The organism is Bifidobacterium pullorum subsp. saeculare, from assembly GCF_016899725.1.
Taxonomy (GTDB): Bacteria; Actinomycetota; Actinomycetes; order Actinomycetales; family Bifidobacteriaceae; genus Bifidobacterium; species Bifidobacterium pullorum_C.
On record NZ_JACLYU010000028.1, the window covers coordinates 1 to 16,565 of the forward strand.

At 69.8% G+C, this 16,565-nt stretch carries 12 protein-coding genes; all 12 read left to right on the forward strand.

What is annotated here, in order from left to right:
- Positions 1-74 precede the first annotated feature (74 nt).
- The 12 genes from H7U32_RS08790 (at position 75) to H7U32_RS08845 (ending at position 15,653) form a co-directional block, all read left to right on the forward strand.
- Positions 75-1,625, forward strand: coding sequence for a peptidase U32 family protein (locus H7U32_RS08790; RefSeq protein ID WP_204469711.1), 1,551 nt, complete (start codon positions 75-77; stop codon positions 1,623-1,625).
- Positions 1,626-1,648: 23 nt separating this feature from the next.
- Positions 1,649-2,632, forward strand: a complete 984-nt coding sequence (locus H7U32_RS08795; protein WP_204469701.1) for a polyphenol oxidase family protein — start codon at positions 1,649-1,651, stop codon at positions 2,630-2,632.
- Positions 2,633-2,735: 103 nt separating this feature from the next.
- Entirely contained in the window at positions 2,736-3,647 is a 912-nt protein-coding gene (locus H7U32_RS08800) for an IspD/TarI family cytidylyltransferase (RefSeq protein ID WP_204469702.1), read from the forward strand.
- A 29-nt stretch (positions 3,648-3,676) separates the two neighbouring features.
- Positions 3,677-4,333 (forward strand): pyroglutamyl-peptidase I, encoded by a 657-nt coding sequence (locus H7U32_RS08805; RefSeq protein ID WP_204469703.1) that lies wholly within the window; start codon positions 3,677-3,679, stop codon positions 4,331-4,333.
- A 146-nt stretch (positions 4,334-4,479) separates the two neighbouring features.
- Complete coding sequence (locus tag H7U32_RS08810; RefSeq protein WP_239457653.1) at positions 4,480-6,069, forward strand: cell division protein; 1,590 nt, start codon at positions 4,480-4,482, stop codon at positions 6,067-6,069.
- A gap of 210 nt (positions 6,070-6,279) precedes the next feature.
- Entirely contained in the window at positions 6,280-7,626 is a 1,347-nt protein-coding gene (locus H7U32_RS08815) for a C1 family peptidase (protein WP_204469704.1), read from the forward strand.
- A gap of 97 nt (positions 7,627-7,723) precedes the next feature.
- On the forward strand, positions 7,724-8,854 hold the full coding sequence (locus tag H7U32_RS08820; protein ID WP_204469705.1) for a 3-deoxy-7-phosphoheptulonate synthase: 1,131 nt from the start codon (positions 7,724-7,726) through the stop codon (positions 8,852-8,854).
- A 63-nt stretch (positions 8,855-8,917) separates the two neighbouring features.
- The gene (locus H7U32_RS08825; protein WP_204469706.1) at positions 8,918-10,117 is read left to right on the forward strand and encodes a 3-deoxy-7-phosphoheptulonate synthase; all 1,200 of its coding nucleotides are present in this window, start codon (positions 8,918-8,920) and stop codon (positions 10,115-10,117) included.
- A gap of 370 nt (positions 10,118-10,487) precedes the next feature.
- Complete coding sequence (locus tag H7U32_RS08830; protein WP_204469707.1) at positions 10,488-11,816, forward strand: MFS transporter; 1,329 nt, start codon at positions 10,488-10,490, stop codon at positions 11,814-11,816.
- Between the two features lie 819 nt (positions 11,817-12,635).
- Positions 12,636-13,346, forward strand: coding sequence for a 5'-methylthioadenosine/S-adenosylhomocysteine nucleosidase (gene mtnN, locus H7U32_RS08835; RefSeq protein WP_204469708.1), 711 nt, complete (start codon positions 12,636-12,638; stop codon positions 13,344-13,346).
- Between the two features lie 182 nt (positions 13,347-13,528).
- Entirely contained in the window at positions 13,529-14,785 is a 1,257-nt protein-coding gene (locus H7U32_RS08840) for a sensor histidine kinase (RefSeq protein ID WP_440201454.1), read from the forward strand.
- 148 nt (positions 14,786-14,933) lie between these two features.
- Positions 14,934-15,653, forward strand: a complete 720-nt coding sequence (locus H7U32_RS08845) for a response regulator transcription factor (protein ID WP_204469710.1) — start codon at positions 14,934-14,936, stop codon at positions 15,651-15,653.
- Positions 15,654-16,565: the final 912 nt, after the last annotated feature.

The window sequence follows — 16,565 nt, forward strand, 5'->3', positions numbered from 1 at the left end:
CACCCGCCCCCACCAACCCGCTCCCGCCCGGCGTCTAGACTGAGGGCGCTATGAACGAGAACGAACGACCCGCAATGCGCGCCCGCCGCCGGCCCGAGGTGCTCGCCCCCGCCGGCAACCTCAGGGGCCTGAAAACCGCCGTCGACTACGGCGCCGACGCCGTGTACTGCGGCGGCAAGGCCTTCGGCATGCGCTCGGCCCCGCGCAACCTCTCGCTGGAGGACTTCGCCGAGGGCGCCGCATACGCGCACGAGCGCGGCGCCCGCGTCTACGTGACGCTCAACGTGCTGCCGCGCAACGACGAGGTCCCCGCCATCCGCGACTACATCCCCCGCCTGGCGGCCACCGGCGTGGACGCGCTCATCGTCACCGACCTGGGCGTCATGATGACCGCGCGCGAGGTCGCCCCCGAACTGGAGCTGCACGTCTCCACGCAGGCCGGCGTCACCAACTATGGCGCCGCGCAGGCCCTGTATTCCCTGGGCGCGCGCCGCGTGGTGCTCGCCCGCGAGTCCGACCTGCAGACCGTGCGCGACATCCGCGCGCGCATCCCCGCTGACATGGACATCGAATGCTTCGTCCACGGCGCCATGTGCATGGCCTTCTCCGGCCGCTGCCTGTTCTCCAACTACCTGACCGGCCGCGACGGCAACCACGGCGAATGCGCGCAGCCCTGCCGCTGGAAGTACGCGATCGTGGAGCAGAAGCGCCCCGGCGAGTACTTCCCGATCGAGCAGACCAAGGACGGCGCCTACCTGTTCAACTCGCAGGACATGAACATGCTCGCCCACGTCGACGACCTGATCGATTCGGGCGCCACCAGCCTCAAGATCGAGGGCCGCTCCAAGTCCGCCTATTACATCGCCGCGATGACCAACGCGTACAAAACCGCCGTCGACGAGTACATGCGTCAGCGCGGCTTCGAAGACGCCGACGGCCATGAGCTCGCCCCCTTCCACGACCGCGTGGTCCGCGCCGACGACCCCGACTTCGCCGCGCTCGCCGCCCGCCCGGACGCCGTCACGCTGCGCGCCGACGACGCCTTCTCCGGCGTGCCCGGCGACGCCGACGATGTGACCGAGGAGACGCCCGCCTCCCCGGAGCCCGCCGCCGCCCGCGCCACGCGCCGCAAGGCGAACCGCGCGCCGTCCGCCGCCGAAACCGCCGGCGCCGCGCCGTTCGTCCACGCGCCGGTGCGCCCCGCGCCGCCCGTCACGCTGCCCGACTGGCTGCTGGCCGAGCCCGGCAAGGTCTCGCACCGCGACTACTCCACCGGCTTCTACTATCCGGAGCACAAGGTCACGCAGAACACCGACCGCTCCGCCTACTTCCGCGACTGGCTCGTGGTGGGCGAGGTGATCTCCTGGAGTCCACAGGAGGGCGGCCGCGTCACGATCATGAGCCGCAACAAGATCGAACCCGGCCAGGCCGTCGAGTTCCTGCTGCCCGGCGATCCGCCGATGGCCTACACGGTGCCCGATTCCGGCCTGCGCGACGCGGACGGCCTGCCGGTCGCGGAGATCAACAACCCCGCCCACGTGTTCTCGCTTCCCTGCCCGCGCGAGGTGCCGGTCAACGCCGCCATCCGCTCGCGCACGAAGCGGCCCACGCTCAAGGCCGAGTGACGCCGCCGACGCCACCGGTTACGATGGGCCGCATGAACGACGACCTCATCCTCGACAGCAACGCCATCAGCCCCACCGACGCCGAGGGCCGGCCCATCCCGGTGACGATCCCGATCGCGCTCGCCCCCGGCGTCACCGTCGTGTACACCACGCGGCTCGGCGGCGTGAGCTCCGGGCCGTGGGGCGACTGCAACCTCGGCGGCAAATCCGGCGACGACCCGGCCCACGTGCTCGCCAACCGCACCGCCGTCGCCCAGGCGGTCGGCGTGCCCCTGTCCCTGGTGGAGCAGGTCCACTCCGGCACGGCCATCGACGTCGACGGCATCGCGACCCCCAACGCTCCCTTCGGATTCGACGCGTCCGGCACGAAGGGCGTCCCCGGCGTCACCGCCATCCAGGCCGACGGCCAGGTGACCTCCCGCACCGGCGTGGCGCTCGGCATGTTCGCGGCCGACTGCCTGCCGGTGCTGCTCGCCGACCCGCAGGCCGGCGTCATCGGCGCCGCGCACTGCGGCCGCCGCGGCCTGCAGCGCGGCATCGTCGCCTCCACCGTCGCCCTGATGCGGGAGAAGGGCGCGGAGCCCTCCCGCATCGTCGCCACGCTCGGCCCGGCCATCTGCGGCGACTGCTACGAGACCGGCGGCGACATCGCCGACGACTTCGATGCCCAGTTCCCCGGCTCCTTCACGCTCACCCGCTTCGGCGGCCCCGGCGTGGACCTCAATGCGGCCGCGCTGGCCGAGCTCGAGGGCGCCGGCATTCCGCGCGACAACATCGTCGCCTCCCAGCCGCGCGTGCTCGCCGCCACCCAGTACCTCGACCACGACGCCGAGCTCGAGGCCCTGTGCGCCTCGGACGGCGAGGGCGGCACGCTCGACGAGCGCCTGGCCGCCGTGCGCCACAGCATGTGCACGCTGGAGAACCCGCTGTGGTACTCCCACCGCCGCTCCGCGCTGGCGGGGCACGACCACGAGGGGCGCATGCTCGCGCTCATCGTGCGCCAGTAAGCCGGCCGCCCCCGCCGCCGGCCGGCCCGCGTGTGCGCCGGATTCGTGGGGAAAACATGCCGGGGCGCGGCATTCGGCCGGCGGGCGGCTACGGTGGTGGCTTATGACCCAGAGAGAACAGGAAGAGCCCGCGGGCGAGGCCGTGCCCGTCGTGGCGGTGGTGCTGGCGGCGGGCTTCGGCACCCGCTTCGACCCCGCCAATCCCAAGCAGCTGGTGTCCGTGGGCGGCAAACCCATCGTGTGCCGAAGCATCGAGGCCTTCGAACGCAACCCGCGCGTCACGGACATCGTCGTCGTCGTAAACCCGGCGGTGCGCGGGCACGTCGAACGGCTGGTGGACGAGGCCGGCTATCCGAAGGTGCGCGCCATCGTCGACGGCGGCCGTGAGCGCGCGGACAGCACGCTCGCCGCCCTCGCGATGCTCGGCCAGGCCGGCATCCCCGGCCGCGCCAAGCTGCTCATCCACGACGCGGTGCGTCCTTTCGTCACCCAGGAGTCCATCGACGGCTGCGTGGCCGCGCTCGACGCCTACGACGCCGCCACCGTCGCCATCCCCAGCACCGACACGATCCTGCTCACCCGCGACGCCGCCCAGGCCGGCGCGAAGGTCATCGCCTCGGTGCCGTCCCGCCCGGACTCCTACCGCGCGCAGACGCCGCAGGCCTTCCGCTTCGACACCATCCGCCGCGCCTACGAGCTGGCCGCGGCCGACCCCGGGTTCCATCCCACCGACGACACCCGCGTGGTCGTGGACTATCTGCCCGGCGTCGAGGTGGCCATCGTGCCCGGAGTCGAGGAGAACCTCAAGATCACGACGCCGCCGGACCTGCCCGCCGCCGAGCGCATCGCCGCCCGCTTGGAGGGGCGGCCGATGCCCGATGACGCCGCCGGCCTGCCCGGTGCCGCCGCCCTGCCCGGCGCCGCCGAGGAGGGCGAGCTGCGCCCGATGACCGCCGCGGAGGCCAAGGCACGGATGCACGCCGTGTTCGCGGCCGCCGCCCAGCGCATGCGCTGACGCCCCGCGCGGCCATTAGACTGGAAGCCATGCAGCACGTCAACGTCCTCATCTCCGGCTTCGACCCCTACGACGGCATCGACGCCAACCCCGCGCGCGAAGTGCCGCGGGCGCTTGCCGCCGACGGCGTGGACGGGCCGGACGGCACGCGCATCGACGTCAGCGCGATCACGCTGCCCGTCAGCTTCGCCAACTCCTGGCCCACGTTGCGCGGCGCGATCGAGGAGCGCCGCCCGGACATCGTCATCGCGATGGGACTCAAGCATTCCGCCCGCGGCGTGATGATGGAACGCTGCGCCACCAACCTCATGGACGCCCACCGCCCCGACGCGGACAACGCCCGCCCGCGCCTCGAGCCCATCGACCCGGACGGTCCGGCCGCCTACTGGACGCGCCTGCCCATCGGCGCGATCATCAAGGCCTTCGCCCGCGACGGCATCCCCGCCACGATGAGCTCGGACGCCGGCACCTTCGTGTGCAACACGCTGTTCTACAACCTGCTCAACTGGTCCGTGGCCCAGGACCGCGCGCTCGCCGGTTTCATGAGCCTGCCGCTGGTCAACGAGACCCCGCACCCCCAGCAGGGCCTGCCGATGGCGCAGATGGTCGCCGCCGGCCGCGTCGTGGTGCGCGAGACCGTGCGCTACTACCTGCGCCCCTCCTCCAAGGACATCCTCCTCGCCTGAAGATCCCCGCCCAGCCCCCGCGCGGTATGACCGTGCTGTGTGCGTTCAGCGGTTTTTCAGCGACACGCAACCGCGATTGGCTACAGTGAGTGAGGTTGCGCCGCGGAATGCGCGGCGGCAGAGCGCGAGGCGAAAGGAACAGGGCGATGGTGGATCAGTTCCCGTTGGTGTTGCGGGGCTATGACAAGGACAAGGTCGACGCGGCGTTCGCGAAGGCCCAGGAGAGTGTGCGCCAGGCGCAGGCCGCGCTCGCCGGCATGCGCGAGCAGGTGGCCGCCAGCGACGACCGCATCATGCAGCTGCAGGCCCAGCTCCAGGAGGAGAAGAACCGCAAGGGCGGCAACAGCTTCGCCTCCCTGGGTGCCAACGCCCAGCAGATGCTCGCCTCCGCCGAGCAGACCAGCACCGAGCTGCTGGAGCGCGCCAAGCAGGACGCCGCCTCCACGCGCTCCGCCGCCGAGGCGCAGGCGCAGACGCTCATCAACAATGCGCGCCTGGACGCCGGCCGCATCGTGGACGACGCGAACAAGCAGGCCTCCGCCATCCTGGACAAGGCCCAGTCCGAGGCGACCACCGTCTCCACCGCCGCCAAGGAGGAGGCCGAGCAGCTCAAGAGCGAGACCGCCAAGAACGTGGGCGAGCAGCGCCAGACCGTCGAACTGGAGCTGAGCAACGCCCGCGAGGAGCAGAGCAAGAAGCTCGCCTCCGAGCGCGCCACCCAGGAGCGTGAGATCGCGGACATGCGCGCCGAGGCCGCCGAGCGGATCGCCGCCCAGCGCAAAACCGCCAACGAGGAGATCGCCCGGCTCAAGTCCGAGTCGAACGACCAGATCGAGGCCGCGCTCGCCGAGGCGAACAAGAAGCTGGCGGACGTGCGCGAACAGGTGGCCAAGATGCGCACGGAGGCGCAGCGCAAGGCCAGCGAGATCGTGGACGTGGCCAAGAACAAGGCCCAGCAGATCGTCGACGAGGCCGAGGTGAGCCGCACCCAGACGCTGGGCAAGGTCACGCACGAGGTGGAGCAGATCCGCACCGACATCGCCGCCCAGCAGGACGAGGCCACCAAGAAGGTCAACGAGCTGCTCGCCCACCTCGCCGAGCGCCGCGAGGCCGCGAAGAAGGAGGCCGACGAGCTGGTGGAGCAGGCCCGCGCCGCCCGCGAGGACGCCGACGCCTACGCCGCCGCCAAGCGCAAGGAGGCCGACGAACAGGCCGCCGAGGCGCTGCGTCGCGCCGGCGAGGAGGCGGACGCGCAGATCGGCCAGCGCCGCCAGGCCGCGCAGGACGAGCTCGACGCCCTCACCAAGCGCATCACCGAGCTCCAGCAGCGCGAGTCGCAGATCACCCAGCGCGTGGGCGAGCTGCGCACGATGTTCGCGAATGCCTTCGGCAGCTTCCTTGGCGCCCCCGCCGCCGGTAACACCGATGCCAAGCCCGATGCCGGGGCCGATGCCCAGGCCGGGGCCGACGAGGCGCCCAACCTGCCGGTGATGAACGCGGTCGCCGAGCCGGAGGCCGATGCCTCCGCCGCTCCCGCCTCCGCGCCCGATGCCGCCGCGCCCACCGTCGAGTCCGACGGGACCGATGTGCCCGATGGAGCCGACGGGGCCGACGGATCCAATGGGGTCGACGATAACGGGGCCGACAGTGACGGGGACAGCACCGGCGCCCCCGCTGACACCCCCGCCTACCCCTCCGCTGACGCCCCCGCCGAGCCCGCCGCCGACCAGCGGTGAGCTGGCGGCGGGCCCACGCCGGCCGTACGTCGGCCTCGCGCTGACGCCGCACCGACGCCGCCCGCCCCGGCCCGCCGGCGCCAATCGACACCCGTCTCGGACGGGACTACACTGCTGAGACGTTGCACGGACGCGGCATCCGGACCAGCCCGGATGCCGCGTCCGTCATGGAACCCGTGACCCAATCGCATCATCGAAGGAGCATCAGGTATGACCGACATCACGCCACTGACCGGCAAGACCCTGGCCGCGCTGCGTGACGAATTCGACGCGGACGGCACCAACCGCCTTGCGATGAACGCCGTCACCGCCGCCGGCATCGACAAGGTGGCCCGCAACTACGACCGCGCGCGCCTGCTGCAGCGCCGCTTCTCTACCGTCATCGACAACGGCGAGGCGACCCACCAGGACCGCTCCGGCCGCTGCTGGCTGTTCAGCTCGCTGAACGTGGCCCGCTTCATCGCCAAGAAGAGCATGAACCTCAAGGAGTTCGAGTTCTCGCAGAACTATGCGATGTACTACGACAAGCTCGAGCGCGTGAACTACTTCCTCAAGGACATGGCCGCGCTGGTCGAGGCCGGCGAGCCCGCCGACTCCCGCCTGGTGCAGCATCTGCTCGCCGACGTGATGGGCGACGGCGGCCAGTGGACGATGGCGATGAACGTCTACAAGAAGTACGGCGCTGTGCCGAAGGACCTGTTCCCGGAGACCGAGTCGTCCAAGAACACCGGCCCGATGAACAAGCAGCTGCGCGCGATGCTGCATACCGCCGTCGCGCACATGTTCGCCGCCAAGGGCGACGCCGCGAAGATCGAGGAGATCGTCAAGGACGCCGTGGCCGCCGGCCACCGCATCCTCACCATCCACCTGGGCGAGCCGCCGGTCAGCTTCGACTGGGAGTGGACCGACAAGGACGGTGCCTTCCACCGCGACGGCGAGATCACGCCGCAGGAGTTCTGGGCCAAGTACGTGGGCGAGGCCGGCCTCGAGGACTACGTGTGCCTCGTGGACGACCCGCGCCAGGAGCATCCGAAGGGCAAGAAGATCGCCATCGAGCACCTGGGCAACGTGGCCGGCGGCGACCCGACCGAGTACCTCAACGTGCCGAACCAGTTCATGAAGGACTGCGTGCGCAAGATCCTCGTCGAGCAGGGCATCCCGGTGTGGTTCGGCGCCGACTGCGGCCCGATGATGGACCGCGAGAACGGCGCGTGGGCCACCGACCTGTTTGAGTACGGCAAGGTCTACGACGTGGACTTCGACCTGGACAAGGAGCAGCGCGTGCGCTTCGGCGAGTCCGCGATGAACCACGCGATGGCCTTCGCCGGCGTGGACGTGGCCGACGACGGCACCACCACCCGCCGCTGGCGCGTGGAGAACTCCTGGGGCGACAAGATCGCCGACAAGGGCTACTTCACGATGTCCGACGACTGGTTCACCGAGTACGTCTACGAGGTGGCCGTGCCGAAGTCGATGCTTCCGGCCGAGTACCAGCAGGCCCTCGCCGAGCCCGCCATCTCCCTGCCCGCCTGGGATCCGATGGGCGCATTGGCCTGACGCCGCCCGATTACCGGGCACCCGATTGCGGTTCCGGAACCCCGCCTACTAAGGTGGGGTTCCTGCGTATCCGCTGGATGGAGAGAGGAGAGACGGCATGTCGGCATTGCGCGGTCCGGACAGTTCCGAGGACGAGCGTCGCCTGGGGGAGCACGCCGTCTTTCCCGAGACGGTGGATGTGAACATCCGCCAGCTCGACCCGATTCCGGCGCCGCGCGCCTTCATCCGCGAGCTGCCGCTGACCGATGAGATGAGCGACCTCGTGCTGCGCTCCCGCCAGGCGATCCGCGACGTGCTCCACGGCCGCGACGACCGCCTGCTCGTCATCGTGGGTCCCTGCTCGATCCACGACCCGGCCGCCGCGCTCGACTACGCGCGCCGCCTGGCCGCGCTCAAGGACGAGCTGGACGACCGTCTACTCATCGTGATGCGCACCTACTTCGAGAAGCCCCGCACCACGATCGGCTGGAAGGGCCTGATCAACGACCCCGACCTGGACGGCCGCTTCAACATCCGCAAGGGCATGTGGCTGGCGCGCAAGGTGCTCACCGACGTGCTCGCGCTCGGCCTGCCCACCGCCATCGAGTGGCTCGACCCGATCACCCCGCAGTACCTGTGCGACCTGATCTGCTGGGGCGCGATCGGCGCGCGCAACACGGAAAGCCAGGTCCACCGCGAGCTGGCCAGCGGCCTGTCCATGCCGATCGGCTTTAAGAACGCGACCGACGGCTCCATCAAGCCGGCGGCCGACTCCTGCTACACCGCGCGCTTCGAACATCATTTCCTGTCCATCAACATCGACGGCCGTGTCATCTCCGCCGAGACCAAGGGCAACCCCGACTGCCATCTGGTGCTGCGCGGCTCCTCGCACGGCCCCAACTACGACCCGGCCTCCGTCAAGGCCGCGCTGGAGGCGCTCAAGGCCTCGAAGGCGGACGGCCCCTCCGACCACGGCCTGGTCATCGATGCCGCCCACGGCAACTGCGGCAAGGACGAGGTCCGGGAGGCCGAGGTCGTCGAGGAGATCGCCGGCCGCATCGCCCAAGGCGAACCCGGCATCCTCGGCGTGATGATGGAAAGCTTCCTCAAGGGCGGCCACCAGAAGCCGGCCCCGCTCGACCAGCTCGTCTACGGCCAGTCCGTGACCGACTCCTGCGTGCCGTGGGAGCGCACCGAGCAGCTGCTGCGCACGCTGGCCGACGCCGTGACGGCCCGCCGCCGGTCCTGAGCCGCGCCCGTCGCGCCGGCGATGCCCTATGCTGGACGCAGACGTTGCCGGAGGAGAGGACCCATGGAAGACATCGCGCACGAGCAGCCGCTCAATACCCCCGAGGAGCTGCGGGCCATCAAAGCGGCCGTGGAGGCTGGGCAGAACCCGCTGACGGCCACCGACGTGCCGCGGTGGGAGGACCAGGTCGGCGTCGACCGCATCATCAACCGCCGCGTGATCGAGCTGGAACCGCTGCCCACCCCGGCCCAGGTGCTCACGCAGATGCCGCTCGACCGCGACGCCCAGGATCTCGTCGCCACCTCGCGTGACGAGATCCGCGCGGTGCTCACCGGCATGGACGACCGCCTGCTCGTCATCGTGGGCCCCTGCTCGATTCACGACCCGGCCGCCGCGCTCGACTACGCGCGCCGCCTGGCCGCCCTGCGGCAGGAGCTCGACGAGCGCCTGCTCATCGTGATGCGGGTGTACTTCGAGAAGCCCCGCACCACGGTCGGCTGGAAGGGCCTGATCAACGACCCGGACATCGACGGCTCCCACAACATCAAGAAAGGCCTGCTCCTGGCCCGCCGCGTGCTGCTCGACGTGCTCGGCTGCGGCCTGCCCGCCGCCACTGAGTTCCTCGAGCCGACGAGCCCGCAGTTCATCGCCGACGCGGTCAGCTGGGGCGCGATCGGCGCGCGCAACACGGAAAGCCAGATCCACCGCCAGCTGGCCAGCGGCCTGTCCATGCCGGTGGGCTTCAAGAACGCGACCGACGGCTCGGTCAAGGCCGCGCTCAACGGCTGCTATTCCGCCGCGCAACGGCACGCCTTCTTCGGCATCGACCACCTGGGCCGCGCCTGCTCGGTGCAGACGCTGGGCAATCCCGACTGCCATGTGGTGCTGCGCGGCTCCTCGCACGGCCCCAACTACGACGCCGCCTCCGTGGCCGCCGCGATGGAAGCCATCCGCGCCGGAATGCCCGCCGACTCCGCCGCCGCGCACGGGCTGGTCATCGACTGCTCGCACGGCAACTCCGGCAAGGACGAGCACCGCCAGGCGCAGGTGGTGCGCGAGCTCGCCGCCCGGCTGGCGGCGGGGGAGCGGGGCATCTCCGGCGTGATGATGGAAAGCTTCATCGAGGGCGGCAACCAGCCCGCCGCGCCGCTGGACCGGCTCGTCTACGGCCAGTCCATCACCGACCGTTGCCTGAGCTGGCCCGACACCGCGGACCTGTTGCGCACGCTGGCCGACGCCGTGGGCGCCCGCCGCTGGCTGTGAGCCTCGGACCGGCCGGCCATCCGGGGCCGGCCGGCTGTCTGTCTGGGGTCGACTGACTGCCCGGGGCGGTCGTCGTCGGCATGCGTCCATCATCCGGACGATTCCATCCCACGCCGACGTGGGCCGGGTATGCCTGACTGCGGCACAGCGGCGTGCGGCCGTTCTCGGGGGCCACAAGCCGACCGTCGCGTGCCGCTTCGCCATGCGCCTGTTTCCCCTTCCCGCCGTCGCGCGGGGAATGCGGGACCCGGCCGTCTGGCACGCACCGCCCAGGCCGCCGTCGTGCGCTGCGCCGTCTGCAAGAGACACCGGTACCACCGTCCGTCCGGGCGCAGGGCACAAGAACAGGAAAGTAGAGGGGTTTCCTTATATGTCTGCGTCTGCATCGGCAGCGGTATCGACCTCATCGGTGGCCGAATCCACGCGCCGCGACTCCGTGCCGGAGATCATCGCCGCGTCCATGGTCGGCACCGCCATCGAGTTCTACGACAACTATTGCTATTCCATCGCCTCCGCCAGCTACTTCGGACTGGTGTTCTTCACCTCCGTGGCCAAGTCGAACATGGCGCTGGCCACGCTGATGTCGTTCGTCACCTTCGCCGTCTCGTTCCTTGCCCGTCCGTTCGGCTCCCTGCTGTTCGGCCACTTCGGCGACCGCCTGGGCCGCAAGAAGACGCTGGTCGTGGCGCTGCTGACCATGGGCATCGCCACCTTCCTCGTCGGCTGCCTGCCCGGCTATGACCAGATCGGCGCCTGGAGCGTGGTGATCCTGTGCGTCTGCCGCGCCTGCCAGGGCATCGGTCTGGCCGGCGAATGGTCCGGCGCCGCGCTGGTGGCCACCGAGAACGCGCCGAAGGGCAAGCGCGCGCTGTACGGCGCCTTCCCGAACCTCGGCGCGCCGATCGGCTTCTTCTGCGCCTACGGCCTGAACCTGCTGCTGGAGACCTTCCTGACCCAGGACCAGATGGTCGCCTTCGGCTGGCGCATCCCGTTCCTGTGCTCGTCCGTGCTGGTGATCGTGGGCCTGTATGTGCGCGCCCGCATGTCGGAGACGCCGGTGTTCGCGAAGGCCGCCGCCGAGAACCGCACCGTGCGCCATCCGCTGCGTTCGCTGCTGCCGTACTGGAAGGAAGTCGTGCTCGGCACGCTGGCGATGGGCATCACCTACACGCTGTTCTACGTGCTGGGCACTTGGTCGCTGAGCTACGGCGTGAGCACGCTCGGCTTCGCGCAGCCCGAATACCTGGGCATGCAGATGGTGTCGGTGCTGTTCTTCGCCGCGTTCATCATCGTCGGCTGCCTGTGGGCGGACCGTTCCGGCCGCCGCAAGACGCTGCTCATCACCACCGCGGTGACGCTGGTGTTCAGCCTGGTGTGCCCGATGCTGCTCGGGCAGGAATCGGTGCTGCGGGTCATGCTGTTCCTGTGCGTGGGCTTCGTGCTCATGGGCGCGCTGTTCGGCCCGTGCGGCGCATACCTGCCGGAGCTGTTCCCGACGAAGGTGCGCTATTCCGGCGCCGGCCTGAGCTACAACCTGGCCGCGATCCTCGGCGGCGCCTTCGCTCCGACCATCGCCACCGCGCTGGTCACCCGTTTCGGCATCGTCTCGCTTGGCTGGTACCTGGCTGTGATGGCTGCCATCGCGCTGGTCGCGCTGTTCCTGATCAAGGAGAGCAAGGACAAGGACTACGAGGCCTGATTCGGCTGTGAAGTCTGAGCTGGCTGCGGTTTGGCTGCGGTCTGACTGCAGGATCTGGGTCGGATGTGTTTAGGCTGCAAGGTCTGGATCGGCTGCAAGACCTAGTCTGGCTGTGGTCTGGCTGTGAGCCTGGGTTAGCTGTGGTCTGGCTGTAAGGCTTGAGCTGGCTGTGGTCTGGCTGTGAGCCTGGGTTAGCTGCAAAGCCTGGTCTGACAGGGAAAGGGGCGGTTTCCGCCCCTTTTTCTGTTATGCGCAGTTATGCGCGGCTGCGCGGGCTGTTGCTCGCATGCAATGGAATCGCAGAGGTCGTGTTTTTGCTTGTTGCGGCGTCACAGGCGCAGTATCTCGGTTCGTTGGGTCGTCGTGAGGGTCGTATCTCGGTTCGTTGGGGCGGATTTTCCGTTCTGCAGACATCTATCTGCGTTCATTGGGTCCTCCGACCACAGACACCACAAAACATAATCCTTGGAATTCCGCCATTTTCGGGACCTCTCTAGACGAGATACCACGCCGACGAGGACCCAACGAACTCCGATAGACCTCCGCAACGGCCAAAATCCGCCCCAACGAACCGAGATACCACGTCCATCACGACCCAACGAGCCGAGATACCTCTCCTGTGACGACCCAATGAGCCGAGATACCTCTCCTGTCACGCCCCACCAACCCGAGATCCCTCACCCGTCACGCCCCACCAAGCCAAAAGAGCCGGCAGCCGGTTATAGAATGACCGGGAATCCGCCGGACCCCGGACCCCGAACCGCCGGCCCCGGACGCCAAACCCCGCAAGCAGCAAGCAGCAAGTAGAAAGGACGACCCATGGCCCAGACCATCGCCATCATCGGAGCGCTGGACGAGGAAGTGGCGCTCATCGCCGCCGCCCTCGCCGACGTGGCGCATGACCGCGCCGCCAGCCTCGACGTGACCCGCGGCACCATCGCCACGAACGCCGGCGAACAGGTGTCCGTCGTCGCCACGGTCGGCGGCATGGGCCTAGTGAACGCGGCCGCCACCACGCAGCGGCTTATCGACGCCTACCAGCCGGACGCGGTGATCTTCTCCGGCATCGCCGGCAACCTCAACAAGGCGCTGCATATCAACGACGTCGTGCTCGGCGGCACGCTGCGCTACCTCGACACCGACATGCGTCTGGTCGGCCAGTGGGCGCCCGGCCGCGCCGACGCCCCCGTCGAGGAATTCCACTCCGACCCGCGTCTGCTCGCCATCGCCGGCGAGGCGCTCGACGCCGCCGGCATCACCCACATCACCGGCGTGATCGCCTCCGGCAACATGTTCATCGACACCCCCGCCAAGGTGGCCGCCGTCAAGGAGGCCACCGGCGCCGACGCCGCCGAGATGGAGGGTGCCGCCGTCGCGCATGTGGCCGCCCGCAACGGCGTGCCCGCGCTCGTCATCCGCGCGCTGTCGGACAACGCCGACACCGACTACGAGGAGTTCAAGGGCTTCGACATCTCCGAGTACGCCGACACCGCCGCCCGCCTCGCGGTGGACATCGTCCGCCGCCTGTAGCCCGTCCCCGCCCCGCTTGATGCCACGCCGGAAAGATGAACAGCCGCTGAACATTCCGACGGCGGGCGGCGCCACCGCGGCCACGCGGCGCTAGGCTGGAACTCATATGGTCCCGTCCGCGGCCGGCGCGCGGGGCGGGCACGGCGGCGGAACGGAGGCTTGGCATGGCATGGTGGCGCACGATGCTGACGAAATCCGGTGACACTTCCCGCACGCACGACCACGATGGGATCGCCGGCCGGCCCGGTGCCGCCGCCGGCGCGGGCCCCGACCCCGCCCGCGCCGATGTCTCGCTGTTCGGTGACGACGTGCCGGTGCGCCGCACCGAGGAGGCCTTGGTCCGGGTGATGCCGGACGCGCTGATCGTCACCGACCGGGACCGGCATGTCGTCTATGAGAGCCCGGCCGCCGCCCGCTTCCGGCTGACGGAGGGCGGGTATGTCGCCTCCGACGAGCTGACGGACATCCTCGCGCAGATCGACGAGGACGAGCGCACGCGCGAACGCGAGCTGGCGCTGCCGCGGGCGCTCGCGGACCGCCACGCCGCCAGCGGCCGCGGCGTGACCGCCGGCGACCCCTCGCCGTCGGACACCTTATATCTCAAGGTGCGCGCCGGAATCATCGGCGACGACCGCATCGCGGTGTTCCTGCGCGACATGAGCGAGCAGCGCCGCTTCGAGGCGATGCGGCGCGACTTCGTGACCAACGTCTCCCATGAGCTCAAAACCCCGGCCGGCGCCATCGCGCTGCTCGCCGAAACCGTCGGCGACGCGGCCGACGACCCGGACGCGGTGCGCTACTTCGCTGGGCGCATCGCCAAGGAGTCGACGCGGCTGACCGAACTCGTGCACCGGCTCATCGACCTGCAGAAGGCGCAGGGCAGCGGCGCAGCCGTGGCCGTGCGGCCCCTCGGCCTGCGGGAGGTCGCGCGCCGGGCCATCGCCGAGAACCAGGTGCAGGCCGACGCCAGCCATATCACACTCCAGCTGTCGGTGGACGGGCGGTCGCTGCCGCTCGTCGCGCCGGAGCCGGGCGCCGCCCCCGAGCCGGACGCCGTCGTCATGGCCGACGGGGAATCCATCGTCACCGCCGTGAAGAACCTCATCGAGAACGCGATCCACTACTCGCCCGAGCACACCACCGTGCGCGTGGCCATCGCCCACGCGCCGGCCAAGGCGGGCCGGGAGCCCAAGGTGACGCTGCGCGTGGTGGACCAGGGCATCGGCATTCCGCGCGAGTCGCTTGGCCGTATCTTCGAGCGGTTCTACCGCGTCGATCCGGCGCGCTCGCGGCAGACTGGCGGCACCGGGCTGGGACTGTCCATCGTCAAGCACTGCGTGGAGGATTGCGGCGGCACCGTCGCGGTCTGGTCGCGTCCGCAGGAGGGCTCCACCTTCACCATCGAGCTGTCCGCCGCGGGGGAAAACGACGCCAGGTAGCGGGCCCGGGAAAGTACGTAGCTGGACGCGGCGCCGCACTGGCCGGGCGCGAGGCGGTACGATGGGGTGGCAAGGCGGCGTCGCGGCAAGGGGTGACCGGGCCGCCCGCGCCTCGCCATCGATCCACACCGGGCAGGAAAGGCAGAGCATGACGCGCATTCTCATCGTCGAGGACGAGGAATCCTACCGCGAGCCGCTGGTGTACCAGCTCACGCGCGAAGGCTACGACGTGTCTGCCGCCGCCACCGGGGAGGAGGGCTTCGACCTGTTCACCAAGGGCGGCATCGACCTGGTGCTGCTCGACCTCATGCTGCCCGGCATCGACGGCATCGCATTGTGCCGGCGCATCCGCGAGCAGAGCCGCGTGCCGATCATCATGGTCACGGCCAAGGGTGCGGAGATCGACAAGGTGGTCGGTCTGGAGATCGGCGCCGACGACTACGTGACCAAGCCGTATTCCTTTCGCGAGCTGCTGGCCCGCATCCGCGCGGTGCTGCGCCGCGACCGGCTGTCCGGCGAGGCGTCCGCGCAGCCGTCCGGCGACGATGTGCCGCTGGTGTGCGGCGGCATCGTGATGAACGTGGGCAGCCACCAGGTGACGGTGCGTGGCAAGGATGTGTTCTTCCCGCTCAAGGAATTCGAGCTGCTCGAGTATCTGATGCAGAACAAGGGGCATGTGCTGACGCGCCACCAGCTCATCGACCGCGTGTGGGGTTCGGATTACGTGGGGGATACGAAGACGCTCGACGTGCACGTCAAGCGCGTGCGCGCCAAGATCGAGGAGGTTCCCGGTCGCCCCCGCTACCTCACCACGGTGCGTGGCCTGGGGTATAAGATCGACGATCCCGACGACGCCGACCAGGCGTAGGTGACGTTGCGCGGCGCCGCCCGATGCGGCGCCGCGCTGTTGTGCTGCATGATGTGGGGGCCGCCTGTTGCGGTGGTGCCCGATGCAGTGCTGCCTGTTGCGGTGCTGTGCTGCGGTGTGTCCGGCGTGTGGAGGGGGTACGACACGCTGATATCAATGCCCCCATGAACCCCCCTGTGCTTGCGATGTGGTCCGGCGGTCGCGAGGGGTGCTGAAACGCTGGGAAATCAAGCATATGATGATGGCCGGTGTGCGGGGGCGATGGAGTTCGGGGGGATGATGTGCGGGTGTCGGGGTTATGCCGGTGGGGAACATGAGGGTGTGGGTGGTATGGTGGGAAAACATCGGCAGAGGAGCTGAGTCGACCACGACCGAGGTGCCTCATTTGAAAGTGAGTGCGGAACCGGGAGTGGTGCCTCGCGTGGGGTGGGCGTGGAATCCTGGTCGGTGTCGGTTGGGGTTTTGTTGTTGTCTTCCGGTCGGGTGCCCGCGATGCGTGCGGGTGTCCTGTTCGAGTATGGGATGTCGGGGCCGGCGCGCTGTTCGAGGCGTCGGGTGCGTGGGGCGGCCATGGTCTCGGGCTGGTCCTGGATGGCGTGGGTGCGGCGGACGGGCTCGGCCGGGTTCGTCTCGGCGGTCAGGCGTTCGGTGCGTTCGCGTCGTTCGGCCGGGATGTATCCGGGTCCGCCGGCGGCCCGGTCCTGTTCGTCGGACCTTGCGGGCCGCCGCCATGGGGTCATGGGCCGGTCGTGGACGCGCCTGGGGCGTCCGTCGCGGGTGCCGGAGCGTCCCACGGGTCTCTTGGACGGGGTGAACGGGTTGGCCTTGACGCTCACGGGCCGCCACGGCTCGTTCAACAGGTCGGGTTCGGCGAGTTCGCGCCGGCGGTCGGAACGCGTGCTCGCGCACGAC

What these genes read in the sequence shown, in the direction of transcription:
- H7U32_RS08790 (WP_204469711.1), top strand. Translation starts at nt 75, where the DNA reads ATGCGCGCCCGCCGCCGGCCCGAGGTGCTCGCCCCCGCCGGCAACCTC.
- H7U32_RS08795 (WP_204469701.1), top strand. Translation starts at nt 1,649, where the DNA reads ATGGGCCGCATGAACGACGACCTCATCCTCGACAGCAACGCCATCAGC.
- H7U32_RS08800 (WP_204469702.1), top strand. Translation starts at nt 2,736, where the DNA reads ATGACCCAGAGAGAACAGGAAGAGCCCGCGGGCGAGGCCGTGCCCGTC.
- H7U32_RS08805 (WP_204469703.1), top strand. Translation starts at nt 3,677, where the DNA reads ATGCAGCACGTCAACGTCCTCATCTCCGGCTTCGACCCCTACGACGGC.
- H7U32_RS08810 (WP_239457653.1), top strand. Translation starts at nt 4,480, where the DNA reads ATGGTGGATCAGTTCCCGTTGGTGTTGCGGGGCTATGACAAGGACAAG.
- H7U32_RS08815 (WP_204469704.1), top strand. Translation starts at nt 6,280, where the DNA reads ATGACCGACATCACGCCACTGACCGGCAAGACCCTGGCCGCGCTGCGT.
- H7U32_RS08820 (WP_204469705.1), top strand. Translation starts at nt 7,724, where the DNA reads ATGTCGGCATTGCGCGGTCCGGACAGTTCCGAGGACGAGCGTCGCCTG.
- H7U32_RS08825 (WP_204469706.1), top strand. Translation starts at nt 8,918, where the DNA reads ATGGAAGACATCGCGCACGAGCAGCCGCTCAATACCCCCGAGGAGCTG.
- H7U32_RS08830 (WP_204469707.1), top strand. Translation starts at nt 10,488, where the DNA reads ATGTCTGCGTCTGCATCGGCAGCGGTATCGACCTCATCGGTGGCCGAA.
- mtnN (WP_204469708.1), top strand. Translation starts at nt 12,636, where the DNA reads ATGGCCCAGACCATCGCCATCATCGGAGCGCTGGACGAGGAAGTGGCG.
- H7U32_RS08840 (WP_440201454.1), top strand. Translation starts at nt 13,529, where the DNA reads ATGCTGACGAAATCCGGTGACACTTCCCGCACGCACGACCACGATGGG.
- H7U32_RS08845 (WP_204469710.1), top strand. Translation starts at nt 14,934, where the DNA reads ATGACGCGCATTCTCATCGTCGAGGACGAGGAATCCTACCGCGAGCCG.